Source organism: Ideonella sp., assembly GCF_044358605.1.
Taxonomy (GTDB): Bacteria; Pseudomonadota; Gammaproteobacteria; order Burkholderiales; family Burkholderiaceae_C; genus Ideonella.
Window position 1 is genome coordinate 1 of the sequence record NZ_JBIKNQ010000070.1, and the last position, 25,592, is coordinate 25,592.

General features: G+C 61.9%; 22 protein-coding genes. 5 read left to right on the top strand and 17 right to left on the bottom strand.

Annotated elements, in window-relative coordinates:
* Positions 1 to 625: 625 nt before the first annotated feature.
* The 10 genes from ACIQ3Q_RS19615 to guaB all read right to left on the bottom strand — a co-directional run bounded on the left by ACIQ3Q_RS19615 (position 626) and on the right by guaB (position 14,622).
* On the bottom strand, positions 626 to 2,464 hold the full coding sequence (locus ACIQ3Q_RS19615) for a dipeptide ABC transporter ATP-binding protein (protein ID WP_396270890.1): 1,839 nt from the start codon (positions 2,462 to 2,464) through the stop codon (positions 626 to 628).
* Positions 2,465 to 2,513: 49 nt separating this feature from the next.
* Entirely contained in the window at positions 2,514 to 3,962 is a 1,449-nt protein-coding gene (locus tag ACIQ3Q_RS19620; RefSeq protein ID WP_396270891.1) for an ABC transporter permease, read from the bottom strand.
* A gap of 34 nt (positions 3,963 to 3,996) precedes the next feature.
* A complete protein-coding gene (locus ACIQ3Q_RS19625) occupies positions 3,997 to 4,980 on the bottom strand; it encodes an ABC transporter permease (protein WP_396270892.1) in 984 nt (327 codons plus the stop codon).
* An 18-nt stretch (positions 4,981 to 4,998) separates the two neighbouring features.
* Positions 4,999 to 7,269, bottom strand: a complete 2,271-nt coding sequence (locus tag ACIQ3Q_RS19630) for an ABC transporter substrate-binding protein (protein ID WP_396270893.1) — start codon at positions 7,267 to 7,269, stop codon at positions 4,999 to 5,001.
* A gap of 245 nt (positions 7,270 to 7,514) precedes the next feature.
* The gene (locus ACIQ3Q_RS19635; RefSeq protein WP_396270894.1) at positions 7,515 to 8,411 is read right to left on the bottom strand and encodes an LD-carboxypeptidase; all 897 of its coding nucleotides are present in this window, start codon (positions 8,409 to 8,411) and stop codon (positions 7,515 to 7,517) included.
* Positions 8,412 to 8,423: 12 nt separating this feature from the next.
* Positions 8,424 to 9,053: a tRNA adenosine(34) deaminase TadA gene (tadA, locus tag ACIQ3Q_RS19640; protein WP_396270895.1), complete on the bottom strand. Its 630-nt coding sequence runs from the start codon at positions 9,051 to 9,053 to the stop codon at positions 8,424 to 8,426.
* The gene (locus ACIQ3Q_RS19645; protein ID WP_396270897.1) at positions 9,050 to 10,192 is read right to left on the bottom strand and encodes a J domain-containing protein; all 1,143 of its coding nucleotides are present in this window, start codon (positions 10,190 to 10,192) and stop codon (positions 9,050 to 9,052) included. The genes tadA and ACIQ3Q_RS19645 overlap by 4 nt, the downstream gene beginning before the upstream one ends.
* A gap of 7 nt (positions 10,193 to 10,199) precedes the next feature.
* A complete protein-coding gene (gene guaA / locus ACIQ3Q_RS19650; RefSeq protein ID WP_396270898.1) occupies positions 10,200 to 11,801 on the bottom strand; it encodes a glutamine-hydrolyzing GMP synthase in 1,602 nt (533 codons plus the stop codon).
* Positions 11,802 to 11,807: 6 nt separating this feature from the next.
* Complete coding sequence (locus ACIQ3Q_RS19655; protein WP_396270899.1) at positions 11,808 to 13,079, bottom strand: MFS transporter; 1,272 nt, start codon at positions 13,077 to 13,079, stop codon at positions 11,808 to 11,810.
* 70 nt (positions 13,080 to 13,149) lie between these two features.
* Positions 13,150 to 14,622, bottom strand: a complete 1,473-nt coding sequence (gene guaB / locus ACIQ3Q_RS19660; RefSeq protein ID WP_396270900.1) for an IMP dehydrogenase — start codon at positions 14,620 to 14,622, stop codon at positions 13,150 to 13,152.
* A 149-nt stretch (positions 14,623 to 14,771) separates the two neighbouring features.
* Here guaB and ACIQ3Q_RS19665 point away from each other — a divergent pair, with 149 nt between their 5' ends.
* Entirely contained in the window at positions 14,772 to 15,278 is a 507-nt protein-coding gene (locus ACIQ3Q_RS19665; protein WP_396270901.1) for a DUF4124 domain-containing protein, read from the top strand.
* A gap of 1 nt (position 15,279) precedes the next feature.
* Here ACIQ3Q_RS19665 and ACIQ3Q_RS19670 read toward each other — a convergent pair whose 3' ends face one another.
* Positions 15,280 to 15,588 carry an RnfH family protein gene (locus tag ACIQ3Q_RS19670; protein WP_396270902.1) on the bottom strand — a complete coding sequence of 103 codons (309 nt, stop codon included), beginning with the start codon at positions 15,586 to 15,588 and terminating at the stop codon, positions 15,280 to 15,282.
* Complete coding sequence (locus ACIQ3Q_RS19675) at positions 15,575 to 16,027, bottom strand: type II toxin-antitoxin system RatA family toxin (RefSeq protein ID WP_396270903.1); 453 nt, start codon at positions 16,025 to 16,027, stop codon at positions 15,575 to 15,577. Before ACIQ3Q_RS19675 ends, ACIQ3Q_RS19670 begins: the two co-directional genes overlap by 14 nt.
* Positions 16,028 to 16,059: 32 nt before the next feature.
* Here ACIQ3Q_RS19675 and smpB point away from each other — a divergent pair, with 32 nt between their 5' ends.
* Complete coding sequence (gene smpB / locus ACIQ3Q_RS19680; RefSeq protein ID WP_396270904.1) at positions 16,060 to 16,527, top strand: SsrA-binding protein SmpB; 468 nt, start codon at positions 16,060 to 16,062, stop codon at positions 16,525 to 16,527.
* 6 nt (positions 16,528 to 16,533) lie between these two features.
* Positions 16,534 to 17,505, top strand: a complete 972-nt coding sequence (gene pip / locus ACIQ3Q_RS19685; protein WP_396270905.1) for a prolyl aminopeptidase — start codon at positions 16,534 to 16,536, stop codon at positions 17,503 to 17,505.
* On the opposite strand, the gene ACIQ3Q_RS19690 is transcribed toward pip, so the two are convergent.
* The 4 genes from ACIQ3Q_RS19690 to ylqF all read right to left on the bottom strand — a co-directional run bounded on the left by ACIQ3Q_RS19690 (position 17,489) and on the right by ylqF (position 21,818).
* On the bottom strand, positions 17,489 to 18,694 hold the full coding sequence (locus ACIQ3Q_RS19690) for a PLP-dependent transferase (RefSeq protein WP_396270906.1): 1,206 nt from the start codon (positions 18,692 to 18,694) through the stop codon (positions 17,489 to 17,491). The two genes, pip and ACIQ3Q_RS19690, sit on opposite strands and share 17 nt — an antisense overlap.
* Before the next feature lie 12 nt (positions 18,695 to 18,706).
* A complete protein-coding gene (gene rimO / locus ACIQ3Q_RS19695; protein ID WP_396270907.1) occupies positions 18,707 to 20,101 on the bottom strand; it encodes a 30S ribosomal protein S12 methylthiotransferase RimO in 1,395 nt (464 codons plus the stop codon).
* 60 nt (positions 20,102 to 20,161) lie between these two features.
* Positions 20,162 to 20,749: a polyhydroxyalkanoate synthesis repressor PhaR gene (gene phaR / locus ACIQ3Q_RS19700; protein WP_396270908.1), complete on the bottom strand. Its 588-nt coding sequence runs from the start codon at positions 20,747 to 20,749 to the stop codon at positions 20,162 to 20,164.
* A gap of 109 nt (positions 20,750 to 20,858) precedes the next feature.
* Positions 20,859 to 21,818: a ribosome biogenesis GTPase YlqF gene (gene ylqF, locus ACIQ3Q_RS19705; protein ID WP_396270909.1), complete on the bottom strand. Its 960-nt coding sequence runs from the start codon at positions 21,816 to 21,818 to the stop codon at positions 20,859 to 20,861.
* A gap of 115 nt (positions 21,819 to 21,933) precedes the next feature.
* On the opposite strand from ylqF, the gene gshA reads away from it, so the two are divergent.
* Positions 21,934 to 23,475 (top strand): glutamate--cysteine ligase, encoded by a 1,542-nt coding sequence (gene gshA, locus ACIQ3Q_RS19710; protein ID WP_396270910.1) that lies wholly within the window; start codon positions 21,934 to 21,936, stop codon positions 23,473 to 23,475.
* Between the two features lie 186 nt (positions 23,476 to 23,661).
* Positions 23,662 to 23,868 carry a DUF3563 family protein gene (locus ACIQ3Q_RS19715; protein WP_396270911.1) on the top strand — a complete coding sequence of 69 codons (207 nt, stop codon included), beginning with the start codon at positions 23,662 to 23,664 and terminating at the stop codon, positions 23,866 to 23,868.
* On the opposite strand, the gene ACIQ3Q_RS19720 is transcribed toward ACIQ3Q_RS19715, so the two are convergent.
* A partial coding sequence (locus tag ACIQ3Q_RS19720) for a putative bifunctional diguanylate cyclase/phosphodiesterase (protein WP_396270912.1) occupies positions 23,857 to 25,592 on the bottom strand: 1,736 nt, incomplete at its 5' end. The genes ACIQ3Q_RS19715 and ACIQ3Q_RS19720 overlap by 12 nt on opposite strands.

Consider the following 25,592-nt stretch of genomic DNA (forward strand, 5'->3'; position numbering starts at 1 on the left):
ACAACCATCGAATTCCTCAACGCGCCCTCAACCACCAGACCCCCATCGAGGCCCTGAAAAAATGGCACGCCTCACACCCCAAGCTCTTCACAAAACGTGTGAATGATCTCCCGGGGCTTGACATGTAGGGTAAAAGTCGCTTAAGCTTTAGAACTTGTAGCTGGCGGCCATATAAACCATTCTGAGTTTTTGGATCAGCATAACGTGCATCGTATCAGCCTGGGTGACCCGAGGAGTCGAGCAGTATGAACGGATCGCTTTGTTCCGGAGGTTATTGATGCCCAAGCGAAATTCCAATGTACTCTTCGCGTGATGGCTGATTTTCCAGTCGAACGCAGTGTAGTCCGAGACATCCATGGACAAATGCGCCAATTTACTGATCGCGACATCCCGGACAGTGGTTGAGACATCTCTGAATCCACTGCGGTACTTAACAGTCAGGCCGTGAGACCGCTGATTGATGTCGGAGCGAATGCTGCCTCGGAAAACATGCGTGATGAGCCTGTAGAAACTTGCCGCAAATTGTGCGTGAAGCGATGTGTATCCCTGAGTGAGGGAAACCCTAGGGTTACAAGACAGTTAAGGCAGCGCAAAGCACCCCTCTTGGGGCAATAGCGCCCCAAGATCAGGCGTAGGTCACCAATCTGGGGACAGAGGCGATCAGCTTGCGGGTGTATTCGTTTTTGGGGGATCCCAAAACTTGCTCGCAGGCCCCCTGCTCCACCACCCTGCCCGCGCGCATCACAGCCACATCGTGGGCGATGTACTCCACCACGCCAATATTGTGGGTAATGAATAAATAGGACACACCAAGTTCTGATTGCAAATCTCTCAACAAATTCAGAATCTGGGCTTGAACAGAAACATCCAGTGCCGAGGTGGGTTCATCACACACGATGAGTTTGGGATTCACGGCCAATGCTCGGGCAATGGCAATTCGCTGCCGCTGCCCCCCCGAAAACTCATGTGGGTATCTATCGAGCGCGTCCAGGCGCAGCCCAACCTGATCAGCCAGTTGCTCAATGCGTTGTCGCCGACCTTCCGCGTCCACTTCCGGCAACAGGGCCGCCATTCCCTCTTCCAGCACTTCAGCCACGCGCATCCGGGGGTTGAGCGATGCGAAAGGGTCTTGGAAGATGATTTGGATCTGCCGGCGCGCTGCCAACAGCTCTGCACCCGTCATGTCAAACAGGTTGCGCCCACCCAGCAGAGCTTGCCCACCGATGTCCGCTTGCCCGCGCAGCAATTGCACGATGGCTTTGCCGCTGGTGGTTTTGCCGCATCCCGATTCGCCCACCAAGGCCAGGGTTCTGCCCGCCGGCACGTCAAAGGAAACACCGTCAACGGCATTGAAATGACCCACGGTGCGATGCAACAAGCCCTTCTTGATGGGGAACCGCACGCTAAGGTTTTGCACGTGCAGCAGTGCCTGGCCCATTTCGCTGTCGGGAACGGGGCTGCTTTCCACCGCGACCACTGTGGGCACCACTTTGGCAGGCATGGCTTGGGGCGCATGCAGCCAGCAGCGCACAGCGCGGCCCGTGGTGCCTTGCATCCACAGTTCGGGCACGTTGTGCTGGCATTGGCTTTGAGCCTGCTCGCAGCGCGGCGCAAAGCGGCAGCCTGTGAAGGTTTGAGTCAAGGGTGGCACGGTGCCGGGAATGGCGGCCAGCATTTCAGAGCGCCTTGCCGCATCAGGCAGCGCTTTAAGCAAAGCCTTGGCATAAGGATGCTTGGGCGCGCTGAAAAACTCTTTGGCGGAGGCTACTTCTATGATTTGGCCCGCATACATCAGCGCCACTCGGTGCGCCATGCCTGAGACCACCGCCAAGTCGTGGGTGATCAAGAGCAAGCCCAGGCCGTGTTCGGCTTGCAGTTGCTTGAGCAGGTCCAGCACCTGCGCTTGAATGGTCACATCCAAGGCGGTGGTCGGCTCGTCTGCGACGATGTAGTCGGGCTCGGCTGCCAAGGTCATGGCGATCATGACGCGTTGCTTTTGCCCACCACTCATGCGGAAAGGGTAGTCATCGATGCGCCGCTCAGGCTCAGGGATGCCGACCTTGCGCAGCCAATCAATGGCCTTGGCCCGCGCGGCCTCTCCACGCAACTCGGTGTGGGTCTCGATGGCCTCGCGCATCTGGTCCCCAATGCGCATAACCGGGTTCAGGCTGGTCGAGGGCTCTTGGAAGATCATGCCGATGCGCCCACCGCGGATGGAACGCATCTCAGTCTCTGGCAGTGCCAACACATCTTGGGTGTCCACCCGAATCTCACCGGCTACGATGTGGCCGTTCTCGGGCAGCAAGCGCATCAGCGCCAGGGCCGTCATGCTTTTGCCACAGCCTGATTCGCCCACCAGCGCAAATGTTTCGCCGCGCTGCAGCGTCAGGTTCATTCCGTCGATGGCCTTGACGATGCCGCTCTCGGCATCCAACTCGACCTTCAGTTCTGTCACTTCAAGCATGGTGTGTCCTTGTTGACGGCATCTTGTGGATGCGCTGCTCGCATCGCCTTTAGGCGGGCTTCTTTTTGAAGCCCAAAGGGCGGACACGGAATGTTCGGGCGCGGGGGTCGAAGGCGTCGCGCACACCATCCGCAAACAGGTTGGCGGCCAGCACTAAGGTCACCATGAACACAAAAGCCGCCGCAAAAGGCCACCAGACCAAGGGGTCGCGGCTCATCTCGTTGCGAGCCAAATTGATCATGCCGCCAAAGCTGCTGGTGGAGGAGTCCACGCCCACGCCCACCAAGGCCAACACCGCCTCATACAAGATCAACGCGGAGAACTCCAAAACCGTGACGATCAACATCAGGTGGGCCACATTGGGGAAGATGTGGCGCACCATGATGCGGGTGTTGGTCACACCAAAGGCACTGGCGGCCTGCACATAGTCCAACTCACGCAGCTTCAGGGTCTCAGCGCGCAGGAGCCGGCACAAGCCTGCCCAGCCCGTCAGGCCCAGTACGGCGCACAGCAAGAAGAGCTTGAGGTCGGCGCGCTCCATGCCCGTCTCGAACAACTCCGGGTGCTTGTCCAAAAACACTTGGACCATCAGCACGCACGCTGCAATCAGCAAGATATTGGGGATCGAGGACAGCACCGTGTAGATGTACTGAATGACCTCATCGACCCAGCCCTTGAAGTAGCCGGCCATGATGCCCAGCACCACGGCCAGAGGCAGGGTGGCCAAGGTAGACAGCGCACCAATCACAAAAGCGGTGCGGATGCTCTTGAGCGTTTGCAGCAGGACGTCATTGCCCGTGATGTCGGTGCCAAAGACATGGTAGTGGCCCATGAGCCCCGCAATGGCGCCAGCGACGACGCCCACCACCAGCAGGGTGATGTAGGCGACGTGCCAGGGAATTTTTGTCTCTTGGCGTCGAATGGCCGCCCAGGCACTGGCCGCACTCTGTTGATGGGCACGTGCAATCAACAGAGTCAGCAGGGCGCACAGCGCCGCCGCCACCAAGGCGCCCACCAGAGAGCCCGTCAGGCCGCGCGTCACCACATCACCCAGCCATTGGGACTCGGGATCCGTGAGGTGCGCTCCACCGTACTGCAAACGGGGGGCCACCCGTGTGACCACACCATTGACGTCCACCGACTCTTTGGTGAAGCTCACCGTCGATAGAGGGCGCGAGTAGGTGGCTTCTCGGGTTTCAATCAAGCGGGCCAGGGCCACATCAAGCAAAGATTGAACCCGGGTGTCGTAATCCACTTGGCCAGCAGCAGAGCCCGCAGCGGGCGGCAGCACCTTACGGAAGTGAATGCTGTCTGCCAACGTGATCAGCAAGCACATGCCCAGCAACACAGAGGAGGCCAGCGCCGGCGCATTGCGAAACACCTTGCCCCAGTTGGCTGCCAAGTTGGGTTGGCGTAGTACAGACAGGGTATAGGCGATGAGGGCCAGGACGAAGGCCCAGATGGCCATGTCCGTCCACAGAAAAACAATTTTCGGCATCATGAAGCTCCGATGCTAGACATGCTGATGGGGGTCACGCCAAGCGGACACGCGGGTCCACCCAGGTGTAGGCCATGTCGATCAGCACATAGGTGGTGATGTAGAGCAGCGAGCCTACAAACACCATGGTCCGCACAATGGCGAAGTCTTGCTTGCTGATGGCTTCGATCACATAGGCGCCCAGGCCAGGAATGCCGAAGAAGCTCTCGAACACCAAGCTGCCCATGAACACGTAGGGCAAGTAGCCACCGGCACTGGTGATGATGGGGATCAGCGCATTGCGCAGCACATGGCGGAACATCACGATGCGCTCCGACAGGCCCTTGGCCCGAGCGGTACGCACATAGTCCTTGCTGATCTCTTCTAGGAACATGGCGCGATACAAACGCGCTTCAGCACCCAGCCGCGCAATGGCCGAGAGCATCACCGGCAGCACCAAAAAACGCACCAAATCTAAGCTTTGTACATAGCCTGAGATGGGCACCAACTTAAGCACTCGTGAGAACAAGAACTGCCCCACGATGATGTAGAACAAGCTGGAGATGGACAGCATCAGCACGCAGAGGATTACCCCCCAAAGATCCAGCTTGGTATTGCGGAACATCACCAACAGCAATGCGAAGGCCGTGCTGGCGATGACCTGCAGCAAAAAGATGGGTATGGCCAACTGCATGCTGACCCACATGCGGGTGGACACCTCATGGCCGATGTCGCCCGAGCTCTCGCTGTCCGGGCGGCCGAAGTCCAGCTTGAACAAGGAGACCGAGCGTTCCCAGAAAATGGTCTCGGTCAGCTGATCGGTGCCCTGTTTGGTGTCATTCCAGTACAGCGGCTTGTCATAGCCGCGCTCGGTCTTCCACTTCTCAATCAACTCCTGCGTGACCCGCTTGCCGCCAATGTTCAGGCGCGCCATGTCATCGGGGGTATTGACCGTGAAGAACAGAAAGAAGGTGGCTAGGTTGACGCCCAGCAAGATCAGCACGCCATAAAGCGCACGACGGATGGTGTAGGAGATCATGGTGTGTGCTCTTTCAACTCAGGCCAGGATTTCGCCGCGCGCGTTCATGCGCTCGCGGCGTCGCAGGCTGTTGCGGGCCACCCAGTAGGCGCCCCCCAAGATCAGCACCAGCACGGCCATGGGCCAGAGCACCGGGTTGTTCCAGTCGCGCAGGCTCTTCACGCGCTGTTCAACGTCGAGCTTGAGGTAGCGGCTAGGGTCGCGTACCAAGATGGCCGACTTCGAATTCTTGACCCAACTTTGCACCGCCGCGGAGGCGTAGGGAAAGTAGCCAAAGCTCCAGGCCGCGTCTTCTTGGACGATGCGGGTCATCTTGTCGATCACCGCTTGCTTTTCGGGTCCATCATTCAAGGCCTTCAGCTGGCTGAAGAGCTTGTCGAACTCTGGATTCTGGTAATTGCCCGTGTTCTCGCCGTCTGAAATGCTCTTGGAATTAGGGCCGTAGAGCAGGAACATGAAGTTCTCCGCATCGGGGTAGTCGGCGTTCCAGCCCAACCAGAAGATTTGATGCTTGCCTTTGCGCACCTTGTCTTGGAACTGGTTGTTGTCGGTCGCCCGCACTTCCATCTGGATGCCCAGCTTGGCGAACTGCTTGACCACCCAATCAATCTGCGGCTTGCGCTCTGGGGTGGGTGGGTAATAGACGTCGTAATTGAGCACGAGCGGCTTGCCAGTCTTCACATCGCGTCCAGCGGGGTAGCCCGCCTCCACCATCAGTTTCTTGGCCTCTTCAATGGGGCGCCGCTGATAGGCGCCATCCACCCAGGTGTGGGTGATGGGGTTGACGCCTTCAGCGCTGCCTTCGCGCGAGCCCGGGATTCCTTGGGGCAAGGGGCCCATGGCCGCAACACCGGCGTACTTGGGGAAGATCTTGGAGTACTCTTCCCAGTTGATGGCGATCGAAATGGCTTGCCGGAGCTTGCGATTGCGTGCTGCTGCTGCTGGCGTGTCTCCGTGCCCGATCACAGGGTCCAGGAAATTAAAGCCAATGAAGTAGCTGTTGACGTCAGGCGACTTGGGGAAATTGAAGCCCTTCTTCAGATAGGCCTCTCTCACCTCTTCGGAATCATCCGCTTCTGCCAAGTACGGAATCCCTGTGTCCGTACGCTCAAACACTTCCATGTCATAGAAGCCGTCGCGGAACTTGTTGCGCTGTGGTGTGGCTTCACGCTCGACAACTGCGACGATGCCGTCAATGAAGGGCGTCTTCTTGCCGCAGTCGTCCAACAAACCCAACTCCTTATCGCCCGGCATGCCTTCGCAGGGATAGGGCTCGCCGCGGTAGTTGGGGTTGCGCTTCATCACAATGCGACGGTCTTTGATGTACTCCGTCATCATGAAGGGGCCAGTGCCCACCGGCCAGGTGTCAAGGCTTAAACCTGTGGTGGCCATGCCGGGCTGCGCATAAAAGGCATCTGCTTCCCAGGGCACGGGCGCCAGGAAGGTCATCTGCATCCAGTATTTCCACTGCGGATACTTGCCCTTGATGCGGATGCGCAGCACGTGCTTCTCAGGGGCGGATGCGCCTGCCAGTGGCCAGCGGCGGAAGTCCAAGAAAGGCCGATCCTGGCTGGCCGGGTCCAGCCCTTCGCGCAGCTTGGCATCTTCCTTTTTGATCAGCTCGCCGTACTCCTTCAAGCCCACCACATACTCGGAGAAGATGCCGGCGATGGGCGTGGTGATCCGCGTGGTGGTGTGGCGCTTGAGCGCGTAGACGAAGTCTTCCGCCACCAACTCACGGGTGCCCGTCTTTTCAAACTCCCAGGGGCTGCGCTTGGCGCCCAGCTCACCGGGCTTCATGGCGTGGTAGAGATACTGGCCTTGGGTGTCCTGCGCAAAAGCTGGGTGGGGTGCGTACAGGATGCCCTTCTTGATGGGCACGTCGTAGACGCTTTCGGCCACCTGCTCAGCCGGTGCATCAGCCGCCAAAGGCTGGCCGTTCTTGTCTAGGTAAGTGGGCTCCACCACCTTCTCGGCGGACTTTGGTACCAACTCAAACGGACGCTTGAGGTAATGGTAGCCGTAGGGCGGCTCATAGACTTGGTAGGTCACCAAGGTGTCGTTGTTCCAGTAGGACGCCGTCGGGTCCAGGTGGCGCGGGGTGTTCTCGATGATCGCGGTGTGGATCAGGTTGGATTCCGCTGCGCCCTTGGGCCAGGGGCTGTTATCGCAGCCAGCCAGAGTGGCCATCACAGACAACCCCAGCAGCCCCAAGACCTTGGCGCTCGCCAGGCTCCGAGCAGCACAGCCCCAAGCCGCCAACACGCCAGCGCCACGCGCAAGCCCCATGTGACCACCCATGCGGAAGTCCCCCCAAAAATGTTCGCTGGCCAATTGCTGCGGATCACGCGGCCAGCATGAGCGTAAAAACAAAACCGCCTGCAGCCGACACCCCGCTTGTAGCAAGGCGCCGGATGAGGCGTGATGCACCGATTTTATGCGGGGAGCCAGCGGCCAACCCTTAGGGTTTTCGCAAGGCTAGACCTGAGGCAAGGCTTTACTTCTTCGGTGAAGTTAGCGAATAGGCGAAGAATTCACCATCCCACGAATGCGTCGCGCCCCTCGATCACCAACTGCACTTTGCGCCCAAACGGCATGGTCACTTTGGTGGGCACATGGCCAAAGGGAAGGCCCGTGACCACGGGCGTTGAGCAAATGCTGCGCAAGTGCGCCAGCATGGCCTTGACGGTGTAGCCACGGTCCAGCGGGCTGGGTTTGTAGTCGGATATACGCCCGATCAGCACCGCCTTCTGCGCTTGTAGCACCCCAGCTTGGTGCAGTTGCAACAGCATGCGCTCCACCCGGTAGGGGTGCTCATTCACATCTTCAAGGAACAAAATGCCACCCTTGACCTTGGGCCAGTGCGGCGTGCCCAGCAGCGAGCACAACACCGTCAGGTTGCCTCCCCACAGCACGCCTTGCGCGCTCAAGCCATCAAAGCCTGTTTCGGTCTTGAAGCCCACGGCTTCCAACTCGCCGCTCATGGCTTCCATGAAACAGTCCGGTGTGATCTCATCCAGCGTCTCGCGACCAAAGTCGTCCACGGCATGCGGACCGCACCAGCTGGGCGTCTTCGTATGTGCCAGCATGCCCATCTGCAAAGCCGTGAGGTCGCTGTAGCCTACCCAGCGTGTGCCCTGCTCCACGCTCTTGGCCAACAGCGGCCAATCGATGGCATCCAGCAAGCGGGTCAGGCCATAGCCGCCGCGGCTGGCCAAGGCCACGCTGGGGGCGGCAGCCGCCACGCGGTGGATGGCGGCCAAGCGTTGCTCGTCGCTGCCCCCGAAGCGCTGGTGCTTGGCCAGCGCTGTTTCATCGACCTGAACCTCAAAGCCACACGCTTTCAGGCGCTTAACCGCCAGCTTCAGGCCCGCACTGGTGGGCAGCACGCCAGAGGGGGTGTAGATGGTCAGCGTTTGGGGTGTGCTCATGGGGCAGGCCTTTCAAGGCTGTCGCGTGTCGTCGTCCGGCGTCAGCTCTTGGGCGTCGCCGGTGGGGATGGTGTCGTTGTCGTGCGTTGCGTCCAGAGGCGCCGCTGTGCCCAGCACAGCCTGGCGCACTGCCAGTTGCTGCGCCTTTTGTTGGGCGCGGCGTTCGGCAAAAAAGTCGCGCAGCACCTGGCCGCAGGCTTCGGCCATCACCCCGCCTTGGAGCTGGGTGTGGTGATTCAACTGCGCGATGTCGAACACATTGATCACCGAGCCCGCCGCTCCGGTCTTGGGATCGAACGCCCCAAAGATCACGCGCTTAAAGCGCGCGTGCAACAGGGCCATGGCGCACATGGCGCAAGGCTCCAGGGTCACGAACAACTCGCAATCCGGCAGCCGATAGTTCTCGACCAGTTGTGCGGCATGGCGCAGCGCCACCAGCTCTGCGTGGGCCGTGGGGTCGTGCGTGGTGATGGGCCGGTTGTAGCCCGTGGCCAGCACTTGGCCCTGGCGCATGATGACCGCGCCCACCGGCACCTCGCCCACCAGCCAGGCGTTATGGGCCTGGTCGAGCGCCAAGCGCATGCCTTGTTCGAGGCCGGGGTCGTCTGCCAGGGTTTGGGTCCGGGGGAGAATCAGACTCATGCTGCGTTCTGCCTCCAGCGCTTCAGCGTTAGCTTGCGGCTCAATGGGTCCAGCAATGCTTGTGCATCAGCCTGGGCTTGCTGCAGCCAGGCTTGGAGGGCGGCTTGCTCTTGCGCCAGATGGGGCCAAGCCATCTCGGGCTGCCATTGGCGCAGCGGTTTGCGTGCAGGCATATAGGCCTCAAACGGGGCCATCAGGCTTTTAAGCTCCGCCTGCAGCGACGTGACCTGTTCCTTCAGGACGGCGCTATAGGCCGCTAGCCGCTCGTCAGCCAAGGCGCCCACACCGCCTTCGGTGGCCGCCCATTCGAGTTGCAGTTGCAACAGTGTCAGCAGGTCTTTCGCGTCGTTGGCTTGATTGACCTTTTGCATCAGCGCATGGCGACGGGCGCGGTCTGCCTCGTCGCTGGCGCGGTCGGGGTGCAGGGCGCTGGCCAGCTTGCGGTAGATCTCACGCAAAGACTGGTTAACGGCCTGAGCCGCCTCTGGCGCAGCACTGGCACCGCCCTCCCCTTTGGCTTGTTGCCGCGCTTGGCGTTTGGCTTCACGCTTGGCTTCGCGGGCCGCCCACTGCGCCTCTTCTTGGGCAAACTGAGCCTGTGCTTGGTTGCGCAACGTGGCCATGGTCGCGGCCAAGGCCTCTTCCGGCGAGTCGTGCTCGTGCGGGTTCACCTGCACACCAAACACCTCTTCAAGGTGAGCAAGGTCATGCAGGGCTTCGAGGCGCCGCTCCTCGGCCCAGGGCCGGTGCGACCAGCGGTCGTGCACTGCAATCAAGGCATCTTCGTCGGGGTCCTCGTTCAAGAGGGCGAACAAACGCTGCTCCAAGGCATCCGTCAGACGGCGCCGCTCCGCGGGCTTCAACGCCGCACCCGCAGCGTTCTGCAGCAACTGGTCGATGGTCAGCACCAGTTGACGCTCAGCGTTCTGGGCCTGTTGCGCCAAGGGTATCAAGACCCCCAGGCGCTCACGCTGCAAACGCAAGTCAGCGGCCTGCCATTGCTCAACGCGCGCACGGAGCCCTTGCACCTGCGCCAAGAGGCGGTTGAAGCGCGCTTGCTCGTCGCTGAGCGAGGCAGCATCCCCCTGCACGCCTTCCAGCGGCAAGAGGGCTGATGCGTCGCCTTCCCGGTCGGTCAACGCTGTCTCACTCCCACTCGATGGTGGCTGGCGGCTTGCTGGAGACATCGTAGGTCACGCGGTTGATGCCACGCACTTCATTGATGATGCGCCCCGACACCTTTTTGAGCAGGCTGTAGGGCAGCTCAGCCCAGTCGGCGGTCATGAAGTCGCTGGTTTGCACGGCGCGCAGCGCCACCACATAGTCGTAGGTGCGGCCATCGCCCATCACGCCCACGCTCTTGACAGGCAAGAAGACCGTGAAGGCTTGGCTGGTCAGGTCGTACCAGCTCTTGCCCGAGGCGTCTTTGGCCGCGCGCAGCTCTTCAATGAAGATGGCGTCAGCGCGTTGCAGCAGCTTCACATACTCGGGCTTGATATCGCCCAAGATGCGCACGCCCAGGCCCGGGCCCGGGAAGGGATGGCGGTAGACCATGTCGGCTGGCAGGCCCAGCGCTACGCCTAGCTCGCGCACCTCGTCCTTGAACAACTCTCGCAGCGGCTCCAGCAGTTTCAAGCCCAACTGCTCGGGCAGGCCACCCACGTTGTGGTGGCTCTTGATCGTCGTGGCCTTCTTGGTCTTGGTGCCACCACTCTCCACCACATCGGGGTAGATGGTGCCTTGCGCCAAGAAGGTGGCGCCCTTGTGGCCGCCCGTGCCGGCCTTGAGCTTGTCCGCCTCGGCCTTGAACACGTCCACAAACAAGCCGCCGATGATCTTGCGTTTTTTCTCAGGGTCGGTCACACCTGCCAGCGCGCCGAGGAACAGCTCGCTGGCATCCACGCGAATGACCTTCGCATGAAGACGTCCGGCGAACATGTCCATCACCATGTCGCCTTCGTTCAGGCGCAGCAGACCATGGTCGACAAACACACAGGTGAGCTGATCACCAATGGCGCGGTGGATCAGGGCCGCGGCCACCGAGGAGTCGACCCCGCCAGACAAGCCGAGAATGACCTCCTCGTCGCCGACTTGCTCCCGGATCTTGGCGACAGCTTCATCGATGTAGCCGGTCATCTCCCAATCGCCTTGGCAGCCTGCGATGTCCCGCACAAAGCGAGTGAGTAATGCAGCGCCCTGCACCGTGTGTGTCACCTCAGGGTGGAACTGCACTGCGTAATAGCCCTTGTCCTCATTGGCCATGCCAGCAATGGGACAGCTCGGTGTGCTGGCCATGAGCTTGAAGCCTGGAGGCATCTTGGTGACTTTGTCGCCGTGACTCATCCAGACCTTGAGCATGCCGTGGCCTTCAGGCGTGCTGAAGTCTTCGATGCCTTGCAGCAACCGGGTGTGGCCATGGGCTCGCACCTCGGCGTAGCCAAACTCGCGGTGGTCGCTGGGCTCGACCTCGCCACCGTTCTGCACGGTCATGGTGAACATGCCATAGCAAATGCCCAGCACCGGCACGCTCAGGTCCCACACGGCCTGCGGTGCGCGCAGTTGGTGGTCTTCATAGGTGCTGGCATGGCTGCCCGACAAGATGATGCCCTTGGGCGCAAAGCTGCGAATGAACTCGTCCGACACATCGTTCGGATGGATTTCGCAGTACACATGCGCCTCACGCACCCGGCGGGCGATCAGCTGGGTGACTTGGGAGCCGAAGTCGAGGATCAGGATCTTGTCATGCATGGCGTTTTAGCGCGTCGACGCGCTGGCAGAAGTGTCTGAAAAGCGGGGCTGGCGGCGCACGTGCTGCCACACCAGCAGTGCGGCCGTGGCTTGCAGAGCTGCACAGAGGTAATACGGCGCGCCGATGCGCCAATCGCCCTTAGGCAAATGGCCCACCCACACCAGCAGTGAGGGCCCGACCAGCGGCGCAATGGCCGCCATCAGGCTGTTGACCGCCGCCACGGCACCCATGGTTTGGCCTTGGTTGCTGGCGTCGGCAGCGTTAGAGATGAGACTCTGCATCGACGATTGCGCCGCAAAGCCCAGCACGTTGAAACCGATCACGGCATACATCATCCAGCCCTCGGGCGCCAAGCCCCAGGCCAGGAAGCAGCAGGCGGAGGACACCAAGCCCCACACCGCCAAGCGCGGCACGCCAAAGTAGCCGGTCAAGCGGCCCATCAGGCCACCCTGCACGATCACTGACATCAGGCCCACGGCAAACAGTGAGAAGCCGTTCTCGAGCGGGCCCCAGCCAAACTTCATTTGGGTATAGAGCACCCAGGTGGTGTGCAGCGTGAACTGCGCCAGACCGGAGAGCGCGAGGATGGCCACCAGCGGCCCCAGGCCTTGCAGTGCATTGAGCGCGCGGAAGGCCGACAGCGGCGAAGCTTTGCTCCAATTGAAGGCGCTGCGCTTGTCGGCCGTTAACGATTCGGGCAGCACAAAGTAGCCATACAGTCCATTCAGTACCGCCAAGCAACCCGCCACATAGAAGGGCAGGTGAATGTCGATGGCGCCCAGCAAACCGCCCAGGACCGGGCCCAACATGAAACCCAAGCCGAACATGGCGCCCAACAGACCAAAGTTCTTAGCCCGGTCTTCGGGGCTAGAGATGTCGGCCGCGTAAGCATTGGCCACCGCTGCATTGGCCTGCACGGCGCCGCTGAGCACGCGCACGGCAATCAGCATCCACAGTGCCGTGGCCAGAGCCGTGGTGAAGAAACTGATGGCCAAGCCTGTCATGCCGATCAAGAGCACCGGCCGGCGGCCAAAGCGGTCTGACAGCGCACCCAGCAGCGGCGAGCACACGAAGTTGGCCGCCCCGAACGCTAGGGTCACCAAACGGTAGGCCTCGGCCTGCTCGGTTTGATTGCTGGTGAAGGAGCCCACCAAAGCAGGCAAGACCGGAATGATGAGCCCAATGGCCACCATGTCCAGCAGGACGGTGAGCATGATGAAGCGCATGGCCGCAGGCCGCGAGGCCGGGGGGCGCACATCAGTGGGGGCGGTATCCATGGGGGCTTGGCTGTTCCGGAAAAACGGCGCCCGGTCAGTGACCGGGCGCATCAGGTGATGAAGGTGAAACTCACTCCATCCGGTAGTTTGGAGCTTCCTTGGTGATCTGCACATCGTGGACATGGCTTTCGCGAATGCCCGCCGACGTGATCTCCACAAACTCGGCCTTGTTGCGCATGTCGTCAATGGTGGCGCAACCGCAGTAGCCCATCGAGGCCCGCAAGCCACCAGCCATCTGGTAGACGATGGAGATCATCGAGCCCTTGTAGGGCACGCGACCTTCAATGCCTTCAGGCACCAGCTTGTCGTTGTTGGGGTTGCTGGACTCGTCGTTCTCTTGGAAATAACGATCTGCCGAGCCGTCCTTCATGGCACCGATGGAGCCCATCCCGCGATAGCCCTTGTAGCTGCGGCCTTGGTACAGGAAGACTTCGCCCGGAGACTCTTCGGTGCCGGCAAACATGCCGCCCATCATCACCGTGCTGGCGCCGGCCGCAATGGCTTTAGCAATGTCACCCGAGTAGCGAATGCCGCCGTCGGCGATCAAGGGCACGCCTGTGCCATGCAGGGCGGTGGCCACATTGTCGATGGCGGTGATTTGGGGCACGCCCACACCGGCCACGATGCGGGTGGTGCAGATGGAGCCTGGGCCAATGCCGACCTTGACACCGTCGGCGCCCGCCTCGACCAAGGCCAGAGCGGCCGCGCCTGTGGCGATATTGCCGCCGATCACATCCACCTGCGGGAAGTTCTTCTTGACCCAGCGAACGCGCTCGATCACGCCAGCCGAATGGCCGTGCGCCGTGTCCACCACCAGGGCATCCACACCGGCACGCACCAACAACTCCACGCGCTCCTCTGTGCCCTCAGCCACACCGACGGCTGCACCCACGCGCAGCTTGCCTTGGGCATCGCGCGCGGCGTTGGGGAAGCTGGTCTGCTTGGTGATGTCTTTGACGGTGAACAAGCCGCGCAACTCATCGTTGCTGTTGAGCACCAGCACGCGTTCGAGCTTGTGCTTGTGCATCAGGGCCTTGGCTTCCTCCAGGGATGCGCCTTCCTTGACAGTGACCAAGCGCTCGCGCGGGGTCATGATTTCTTTGACGGGGGCATCCAGGCGGGTTTCAAAGCGCAGATCGCGCCCGGTGATGATGCCCACTACGCGGCCGTTCTCCACCACGGGGAAGCCAGAAATGCCATGGGCGCGGCTCAACTCCATCACATCACGCACTCGGGCGCCCGGGGCGATGGTGATGGGGTCCTTCAAGAGGCCAGACTCATAGCGCTTGACCCGCGCCACCTCGGCCGCCTGCTGCTTGGGCGTGAGGTTTTTGTGCACGATGCCGATGCCGCCTTCTTGGGCGATGGCAATGGCGAGGCGGGCCTCTGTCACCGTGTCCATGGCCGCAGAGACCAAGGGCAGGTTCAGGGTGATGTTGCGGGACAAACGGGTTGCCAGCGAGGTATCTCGGGGCAGAACCTGGGAATACGCTGGCACCAACAACACATCGTCGAAGGTCAGCGCTTTGCCGAGTAGGCGCATGGGGAAAACTCCAGTCGCAAAAGACGATTATACGGAGGTCTGTAAGAGTCCCCACGAGGCAGCCTGCGCGTGAATTCCGTCGTCGCAGGCTGAGCCCGGGGCGTCTACACTCTGGTTCCATCTCCGTTTGCGTCAAAACGCACTCTGCCATGAACATCTACCGCGCTGCTGGCTTGGGCCTCATGGCCCTGACTCTGACCGTGGCCGTCCAGGCACAAAATATTTGGAAATGGCGCGACGCCGACGGCCGAGTGCAGGTCAGCGACAGACCGCCCGCAGCCTCCGTTCCTGAAAGCGCCATCATTCAGCGCCCTGCCAATGCCGGCGCCCAGCGTGCACTGCCCGGCCCTGCTGCGGCCCCTGCCGCTGCGGCCTCCGGTGCTCAGCGCGGTGAGACTGAATTGGACGCCAAGAAGCGCAAGCTGGCGGCGGACAAGATCGCGTCTGACCAAGTGGCCCAGCAGGCCGCCAAAGAAAAACAAGCGGCACAAAAGGCAGACACCTGCCGCCGCGCCCGCAACGACTTAGCGGCCGTCGATAGCGGCATGCGTATTGCGCGTGCCAACGAAAAGGGCGAACGCGAGTTCTTGGACGACAACGGCCGCGCCGCCGAAACCCAGCGCCTGCGTCAACTGGTGGTCGACAACTGCCAGTGAGTCAGCCTGCCTTCTGTTTGCGATAGCGCTGACGCCGCGCCTCCTTGGGGTCGACCTTGAGGGGGCGGTAGATCTCAACCCGATCATCCTGGCGCAGCACGGTGTCCAAGGGCTTGAGCTTCATCCACACGCCCACAGCCAAGTGTTCGTCTAAAGCTAAGCCATGTTTGGCCAGCAAGCCGCTGGCCTCCAGAGCTTGCGCCACTGTGGTGCCAGGGCGCAACTGAAGCGACACTTCTTCGACCTCGCGCGGATGCGGGCTGAAGCACACCAGCACATCGATGACGGCCCCTTGTTCAGCGTGCGCCATAGACCTGCTCCGCACGGGTGACGAAGGAGTCGACAAAGGTGTTGGCCACCTTGTCAAACACGGGGCTCAGCACCAGCTCCAAGGGGCGGCTGGCAAAGGCATAGCGCAGGTCAAACTCAATCCGGCAGGCGTCCGCTTCTCCGCCGGGGCGGCCCAGGGGCACAAACTGCCAAGCGCCTTCCAGCATCGAAAACGGCCCATCTACCAGGTTGACCTTGACCAAGCTGTCTTTCACCTGGGTGTTGCGGGTGGTGAAGGCATGCCTCACGCCGGCATAGGCCAGGTGAATGCGGGCCGTCATGCCCCCGGCGTCTTCAGCCAAGACTTCGCCGCGCTCGCACCAGGGCAGAAACTGCGGATAGGTGGGCACATCCGTCACCAAGCGGTACATCTCGGCAGGCGAGTACCAAAGCAGCACAGACTTTTTGACTTGCTTCATACAATGCGCGGATTCTAGGTTGCCCATTGCCCATGTCTGCACTCATCGCTGAAAACCGCCGCGCCCGATTCGAATACCACATCGAAGAGCAATTCGAGGCGGGTGTCGTGCTGCAAGGCTGGGAGGTCAAGGCCATTCGCGCCGGGCAGGTTCAGTTGACCGACGGCTATGTGCACATCCGCAATGGTGAGCTCTACATGATCGGCTGCCGCATCAACGCGCTGCGCTCGGCCTCTACCCATGTGAGCCCTGAAGCCGACCGCACCAAAAAGCTCTTGATGAGCAAGGACCAGATCCGACGCCTGACCGGCAAGATTGAGCAGCGCGGCTTCACGTTGGTGCCGCTGAACTTGCACTTCAAGGGCGGCTTGGTCAAGGCGGATATTGCTTTGGCCAAGGGCAAAGACAAAGCCGACAAGCGCGAGACCATCAAAGAACGCGAGTGGGAGCGTGAGAAGGGTCGCTTGATGCGCCATGCCATCTCGTCCAACAAGGAGTGATGCGTGATGACCGTTGATGACGTGCTGTACGCACCGCTAGAACCCTATCGCACCGGCCGCCTAACGGTGGACGACACTCACACGCTCTACTGGGAGGCCTGCGGCAACCCGGCAGGCATTCCGGTCATCTTTTTGCATGGCGGCCCCGGTGCCGGTATTTCACCCAAAAGCCGTCGATTTTTCAACCCGGCGCACTATCACATCATCTTGTTTGATCAGCGCGGTTCCGGCCAGTCCACGCCCTTGGGTGAGACGCAGGCTAACACCACGCCGCTGCTGATCGAAGACATCGAGCGCCTGCGCGCGCTGATGGGCATTGAGCAATGGCTGGTGTTTGGCGGCTCCTGGGGCTCGACCTTGTCCTTGGCCTATGCCCAGGCCCACCCGCAGCGTTGCTTGGGCCTGGTGCTGCGCGGCATTTGGCTGGTCAGCGACGAAGAAATCGACTGGTGGCTGTATGGCGTGCGGCAGTTCTTCCCGCGCGAGTGGGAAGCCTTCGCGGCTCATGTCAGCCCGGAAGAGCGGCATGACCTGCTCGGCGCCTACCAGCGCCGCATGGCCAGCCCCGACCGTGCTGTGGCCGTGGCGGCCGCACAGGCCTGGAGCCGCTATGAGGGCTCGTGCCTAGAGCTGATCCCCCAAGCCAGCACCGTGGACGCCTTTGGCAGCGAAGCCGTGGCCCTGGGCGTGGGGCGCTTGGAAGCCCATTACTTCCAGCACAAGGCTTTCTTGCGGCCCCAGCAATTGCTGCAAGACATGCCCCGCATCGCCCACTTGCCCGGCTTTATCGTGCATGGGCGCTATGACGTGATCTGCCCCGTGCGCTATGCCCATGCGCTGCATGACGCCTGGTCGGGCTCGGTGCTGCAGGTGGTGCCCGACGCTGGGCATTCGTCTTACGAGGTGGGCATTGCCAAGCGCTTGGTGGCGGCTTGCGACGCCTATGCTGCCAGCGGCGACTTCAACGCAACGCGCTAAGACCGCTCTCAAGGTCGGCGATCAAATCGTCCACCGATTCCAGCCCAATGCACAGCCGCACCAGCACGCCCTCATAAGGCGTACTCAGCTTGCGCATGCCCTTGGCTTGGTAGGGCACGGCCAAGCTCACAGGCCCGCCCCAGCTCCAACCGATGCGGAAGCATCGCAAACCATCGACAAAGGCATCCACGCGCTCAGGCGCTAAGGCCGGGTCCATCTCCAGCGTCACCAAGCCTGCCGCTGCGGTGCACAGCCGTGCCCAATGTGCATGGCCGGGTGACTCTGCCAAAGCCGGGTGCAGCACCCGCCGCACCCCGCCCTGCCCTTGCGCCCACTGCGCAATGCGGCGCGCGGCGGCGTCTTGCGCGGCATAACGCAAGTTGAGGCTGGGCATGGCGCGCAGCACCAACTCCACATCATTGGCCGCCACGCCTAGGCCTAAGCGGCTGTGGGTCCAGGCCAGGCGCTCATACAAGGCCGTGTCGCGGCAAGCGATGGAGCCCATCAGCACGTCACCACCGCCCGATGGGTACTTGGTCAAGGCATGCACGGTCAGGTCCACGCCCTGCAGCGCGCCGTCTTCCCCGCGCATCTCAAAGGGGTTGAAGGCCAAGCCCGCGCCCCAGGTGTTGTCCAGCGCAATCACCGCCTGCGGTGCCTTGGCGCGGATGCAGGCGATCAGCCCCGTCAGGTCCGGAAACTCCAGGGTCACCGAGCCCGGCGCTTCCAGCCAAACCAGCTTGACCTCGGGCGTCAGGGCTGCCGCCAGCGAGGCCACATCCATCGCGTCATACACCGCATGGCCAATGCCCCAGCGGGCCAGCTCATTGCGCGTGAAGTCGCGGTTGGGGAAGTAGACGTTGTCGGGGAACAGCACCGTGTCGCCCTGGCTCAGCAGCGCCATGTCCACCACGGTGATCACCGACAAGCCGCTGGGCGCCAGCAGCACATGCTGGGCATGCTCCAGCGTGGCCAGCCGCGCCTCAAGCGTGAAGGTGGTCGGCGTGCCATGCAGCCCATAGGTGTAGGCCGACTTGTCCACCCATTGCCGGGCTCTCAGGTCGGCCACCGTGGGGAAGTACACCGTCGAGCCTTTGTACACCGGCACGACCGGTGACTCGAAGCCCTCAGGGGCGGTGTAGGGGTGGTGGACCTGGGTGGTGGCGGGGTGTTGATCGTGTTGGCTCATGAATCCAGTATCTCAAACCGCCTCGCCCACCAAATCATGCCCATCCACACCCACGATGCGCACCTTGGCGAACTCGCCCACGCGCAGCTGTGTAGAGGCCTTGGCCGGTGGGCCGACGCGGACGGTGCCGTCGATCTCTGGCGCGTCGGCATAGCTGCGGCCGATGCCGCCCTTGCGGCCCAGGGCCGGGGCGCTGTCCATCAGCACCTGCATGACTTGGCCGACGCGGCGCTGTAAGCGAGCCACCGAGATGGCCTCGGCTTCGGCCATGAAGCGGGCACGGCGCTCTTCACGCACGGCATCGGGCAAGGCACCGGGCAATTCGTTGGCGGTGGCGCCCTCCACGGGGGAGTAGGCAAAGCAGCCGGCGCGGTCGATCTGCGCCTCGTGCAAGAAGTCGAGCAGGGTTTGGAACTCAGCCTCCGTCTCGCCGGGGAAGCCGGCAATGAAGGTGGAGCGCACCACCAGCTCAGGGCAGATCTCGCGCCAGCGCAGGATGCGCTCCAGGTTGCGCTCGGCGCTGGCCGGGCGCTTCATGCGCTTGAGCACGTCTGGGTGGGCGTGTTGGAAAGGCACGTCCAGGTAAGGCAGCACCAAACCGGAAGCCATCAGCGGCAGCACCTCATCGACATGCGGATACGGGTAGACATAGTGCAGGCGCACCCAGGCGCCGTGGGCACGGGCCAGCTCGCCCAGCTTCTCCACCAAGTCCAGCATGCGGGTCTTGACGGGCGCGCCGTTCCAGAAGCCCATGCGGTACTTCACGTCCACGCCATAGGCGGAGGTGTCTTGGCTCACCACCAACAGCTCTTTGACGCCGCCTTCAAACAAGGCTTTGGCCTCGTTCAGCACATCGCCCACCGGGCGCGAGACCAAGTCGCCTCGCATGCTGGGGATGATGCAGAAGGTGCAGCGGTGGTTGCAGCCCTCAGAAATCTTCAGATAGGCGTAGTGCTTGGGCGTGAGCTTGATGCCCGCCGCAGGCACCAAATCGACAAAGGGGTCGTGGGGCTTGGGCACGTGCTGGTGCACGGCATCCATGACCTCTTGGGTGGCATGGGGCCCGGTCACGGCCAGCACCTTGGGGTGCACCTCGCGCACCAAGTTGCCGCCGTCTTGGCCTTGCTTGGCGCCCAGGCAGCCGGTGACGATGACCTTGCCATTCTCGGCCAGAGCTTCGCCGATGGCATCCAGGCTCTCTTTGACGGCATCGTCAATGAAACCGCAGGTGTTGACGATGACCAGGTCTGCACCCTGGTAAGTCTTGCTGGTTTGATAGCCCTCGGCCGAGAGCTGGGTCAGGATCAACTCAGAGTCGGTAAGCGCCTTGGGGCAGCCCAGCGAGACAAAGCCAATGGTGGGTGTGCGGCTCGCGTCAGCGCCGGCCGTCGTGTGAGGTGTGGTCATGGGGCGCGATTGTCGCAAACCTGGCCCGCCCTCGGGCGCCCGGGGGCACCCCGCCCAGAGTCAGCTCTTGGGCGGCACGCCCGGGAAGCCCGGAAAACCGGGGAACACGCCACCGGCTTGTTTCTGCACCTGGTCTTGCATTTGCACGAACAGGTTCTTGGATTGCTCCAGGTAATTGCCCATCAAGGCCTGCATGACCGGCGCTTGGCCGCTCATGAACTGGGTCCACATTTCGGGCGTGAAGGCTTTAGGGTCCACCATGCCGCGGGTCTGGTCGGCCAAGCGCGCCTGCATGTCCACAAAGGTCTGCAGGTTCTTCTCCAGGTAAGAGCCCATCATGCCTTGCATGGCATGGCCGTAGTAACGAATGATCTGAGCCAGCATCTGGGACGAGAACATCGGCATGCCGCCGGTTTCTTCTTCCAAGATGATTTGCAGCAGGATGCTGCGGGTCAGATCTTCGCCCGTCTTGGCGTCGCGCACCTCGAAGGTCAGGCCTTCCAGCACCATTTGTTTGACATCGGCCAGGGTGATGTAGCTGCTGGCCGACGTGTCGTAGAGCCTGCGGTTGGGATACTTCTTCAGAACACGCATGCCTTCGGTGGTGGCAGTGGCGGCTTCGGCAGGTGCCCGGCGGGTAGAAGGCATGCAGCAGGACTCCTGATAGGAAAGCTGAAAAACAAAGGGGGCAAACATTGTGCGCTTGCACAATGATTCTACGGACTCCCGTCAGCCCCTTAGCCCCGGATTTGCACTGTCAGGGTGCATCGTCGCCTTCCGGTGGCAAGATCAAGGGTGCCCGGCCCGCTTTGCCGGCCTTGATGGCCGCTTTGCGGGCTTCGCGCTTGGCGTCGGCCACGGTGGCACGGGCCGCCCAAGCCGCCAACTCCTCAGGCGTCTCCAGGGTGATTCGTCCCAATTCCGTGGCTCTGAAGTCGTTCAGCACAATCTCCGCTGCTTTTTGCAGATTGATGCGCCCGCCTGCCATCACCGCGCCGCGCTTGCGGCCAACGGCGGCCAAAACCTCATCATCCGGCAAGGCGTCCAGCCCACTCATTCCATAGCGCAGGGCCACGGCCTGGGGGTAGTGGCGCCGCAAGCTGGCCAGTAGCCCCAGGGCTACTTCCTCTTCATCAAAAGCATTGCGCCCCACGGCACCACTGGCGGCCAAGTGCAAGCCACTTTCCTCGACATTGATGCGCGGCCAGAGCATGCCCGGCGTGTCGTAGAGGATCACATCCGATGCCAACTGCAGCGGCTGTTCGTTCTTGGTGATGCCGGGCTCGTCGCCCGTTTTGGCGGCCTTCTTACCCATCAAGGTATTGATCAGGGTGGACTTGCCCACATTGGGAATGCCGCAAATCAGCACCCTCAGAGGTTTGGCCATGCCGCCCCGGTTAGGGGCCAGCAGCCGACATTCGTCCACCAAGCGGCGCGCCGGCGCCTTCATGCTGGCGTCCAGGCCGATGGCACGCGTTCCTGTCTGGGCATTGAAGTGCGCCAGCCACTCCTCCGTCCGGGCCGGGTCGGCCAAGTCTTGCTTGTTCAGAATCTTCAGCGCGGGCTTGCCTTGGGCCAGTTGGGCCAGCAAGGGGTTGCTGCTAGAGCCGGGCAAGCGGGCGTCCAGCATCTCAATGACCACGTGGATGGATTTGATGCGTTCTTCCAGCGCTTTGCGCGTGGCGTGCATGTGGCCGGGAAACCATTGGATGGCCATGAGCGTGTCAGTCAGGTGGGGCAGGAAAAGGGGGGATTGTCGCCGCCCAAGACCCGTGCCCTGCAAATGTCACAGAAATCGCGTCCAATGCAGGCTTGACCAAGGAGATGTGCCGTTGACCGATCTGCTCAAGCGCTTGAATGCCCTGCCCGCCTACCGTTTGCAAAGCCTGCAGCGCGGCGTAGAGAAGGAAAGCCTGCGCAGCCTGCCCGACGGCCAGTTGGCGATGACGCCCCACCCTCTGGCGCTGGGCTCTGCACTGACACATCCTCACATCACCACCGACTTTTGCGAGTCGCAGATTGAGATGGTGACCGGCGTTCACCCCAGCGCTGAGGCCTGCAGCGCCGAGCTGACGGCGCTGCACCAGGCCGTGGCCCGGGCACTGGCCGGCGAAGGTGAAGAACGCTTGTGGGTGTCCAGCATGCCCTGTCGCTTGCCTGAACTGGACACCGACATTCCACTGGGCCAGTACGGCCGCTCCAACATTGGCATGGCCAAGACGGTGTATCGACGGGGCTTGGGCTACCGCTATGGCCGACGCATGCAGACCATTTCGGGCATTCACTACAACTGGTCCTTGCCTGGCACCAGCAGCGACGAGTACTTTGCGCTGATCCGCAATTTCCGGCGGCACTCATTTTTGCTGTTGTGGCTGTTCGGCGCGTCACCCGCTGTCTGCAGCTGCTTCGTCAAAGGCCAAGCCCACGAGCTGCAAACCTTAGGGCCCAACACCCTGCACATGCCTTATGGCACCTCCCTGCGTATGGGGCGCTTGGGGTATCAAAGTGATGCGCAGTCCACGCTGGCCGTGAGCTACAACGGCTTGGAAGGCTACGGAGCCTCTCTGCAAGCAGCCATGACCCAGCCCTACCCGGCCTACGAGGCCATTGGGCTGCAAGGGCCGCAGGGGGTATATCGGCAACTCTCGACCACCTTGCTGCAGATTGAAAACGAGTTCTACGGCACCATCCGCCCCAAGCGCCCTATCCGCTCGGGCGAACGCCCACTGCACGCGCTGCGTGAGCGCGGCGTGGAGTACGTGGAAGTGCGTTGCATGGATCTGGACCCGTTTGAGGATGTCGGCATCGCCACCTCGACCATGCGCTTTCTGGATGTGTTCTTGATGCACTGCCTGCTGGCCGACAGCCCGCCCGACCATCCGGCGGAGATTGCCGCCTTGGGCCGCAACCAGCACCTGACCGCCGCGCGCGGCCGTGAGCCCGGCTTGATGCTGGAACGCGAGGGCCAGCCTGTCTTGCTGACAGAGTGGGCCGCTGCTCTGCTGGTGGCCTGCATGCCCATTGCAAAGGCCTTGGATGATGCGCAAGAGCTGGCTGACGCACCGCATCAGGCGGCAGTGGCTGCGGCGCAGGCGTCTTTGAGTGCCCCCGACACCCTGCCCTCCGCCCGGGTGCTGGCAGCCATCATTGAGCAGCACGGCGGCGAGTTCATGCCCTTTGTGGCCGAAAGATCGGCTCAAGTGCAGGCGCGTCTGGCGGAGTTGCACTGGCCTGCGGATGCAGCCCAGCATTGGTCCGGTTTGGCTGCGGCATCACTGGCCGAGCAGGCCCGTATTGAGAGCACAGAGCAGTTGCCGTTTGAGGCCTTCCGCCAGCACTACCTGGCGCCAGAACGGCTGCAGCCCGCCTGCTAAAGGTCAGGCGGCCACAGGGCAAAAGCCACAATTGGCCTGGGTTCAAGCGCTTTCAGCATGGCGCGTCACAGCGATCAGGGTTTACACTAGTGGTCAGGGTTTTTACCTAAACCAGCACGGAGCCACCCGCTCCGCCGCTGTTGTTTGCAGCGCAGGGTCACCCGCTGCCTGCTGGATCACCACATCATGAACATCATCACTGCACTCATGGGCGCCACGCGTGTCGCCTTCTCTCGCCAAGCCAACCACACCACCTCGTCCGACGAGCGCTTTTTGGCCGCTTCTGCGGACATGAGCGATCTGGAGCGCCGCATGCGCCAACTTGATCGCCACCGCCAGCCGGTCGTCGCCAATCACTACTTGGCCATCTACCCTGCCGGCTCAGGCCGCTGACCAGACCGGGCCGGCCAACAGCGCCGGCACCTGCTCTGCCCGCAGGGGCTTGCTCAGCAAGTAGCCCTGCCCTCGCGGCACCCCCAGGCTGCGCAAGATCTGCAATTGCTGAGGCTGCTCAATGCCCTCAGCAATGACTGTCTTGCCCAGCGACTTGCCCAGGTTCATCACCGCGCGCACGATCTCGACATTTTGCGGATGGGCTTCCATGCCCATCACAAACGAACGATCGATCTTGAGGCTGTCCAGCGGCAAGGTGCTGAGATAGGCCAGAGAGGAATAGCCGGTTCCGAAATCGTCAATCGAGAAGCGGATCCCGGCATCGCGCAAGCCTTGCAGGTACTTCAGCGAGACCTCCAGCTCATTCATCAGCATGGTCTCGGTGATCTCCAAGGTCAGGTGATGTGCTGGTAACTGGTGGCGCGCTAGAACGTGCTGAACATGCTCCACCAAGCCAGGCCGAGTCAGGTCATGGCTGGAAATGTTCACGTGCATGTCCAGATGCGTCATCGCGGGCATCTCTTGCAACCACTGCGACAGCTGAGCGACAGAGTGCTCGATGACCCAGCGGGTCAGCGCTTCAATGTGCCCGGACTCTTCAGCCAAGGCAATGAACACTGACGGACTGATCGGGCCACGCTCTGGATGTTCCCAGCGCGCCAGCGCCTCAAAACCGCTGAGTCGGTAGGGGTCCAGATCGAAAATGGGCTGAAACACCACGCTCAACTGCCCCGCGCCAATAGCTCTGCGCAGGTCAGCCTCTAGGGCCAGCTTGTCCGCAATGCGCTCGTGCATGGATTGGTCAAACACCACCACCCGGCCGCGCCCTGCGCCTTTGGCTTCGTACATGGCCAGGTCAGCGTCACGCAAAACCTCATCCACGGTGCGGTAGCCCAAGTCGCTGAACGTGATGCCTATGCTGGCTCCAGGGATCAGCTCGGTGCCGTTGATGGACACCGGGCGAATCAGCGCCTCCAACACGCGCTCAGCCAGCCTTGTGCCCATCTCAATGGTGCTGACGGCGTTGAGCAGGATCGCAAACTCATCGCCGCCTAAGCGCGCCACCAAGTCGCTGGGGCGGACACAGTGCCTCAGGCGTTGAGCCACTTCGCGCAGCAGCTCGTTGCCGGCCAAGTGGCCGAGGCTGTCGTTGACGATCTTGAAGCGGTCGAGGTCCAAAAACATCACCGCAAAGCGAATCTGCGCGTCGCTGCTGCTGCGCTCAACCGCCACCGTGAGTGCGGCGCCAAAACAGTTGCGGTTGGCCAGGTCGGTCAAGCTGTCGTGATAGGCAATGTGTTGCAGTCGGCTTTCGGCCTCTCGCTGCGAAGTGATGTCATGCAACTGGTAGATGCGGAAGGTGCCAGAGTGACCCGGGTCATCGAACTGGCTGCAGTGCAGCGTCACCCAAGGCTCGTCCCCCGTCGGGGTGATGCAACGCAGCTCGATCGAGAAGGCGTCATCTTCGCGTACGGTGGCATCGTCCAGGGTGCGGTTGAACAGATCGACGTCACCGTCGTGCAAGAACGTGCTGAAGGGCTGGCCTACCATGGCGGGCTCGACCGACTTCAACAGCCGACACAAGGCCTTGTTGACCTGCACCACCTTGCCCGCAGGGTCAACAATGGCCATGCCCACGCCCGCATGGGTGAAGGAGGCGGTAAAGCGCAACTGACCCAACTCGGCTTCGCGCTGCGCCGCTTGCAAGCGCACTTCTTGGGCTT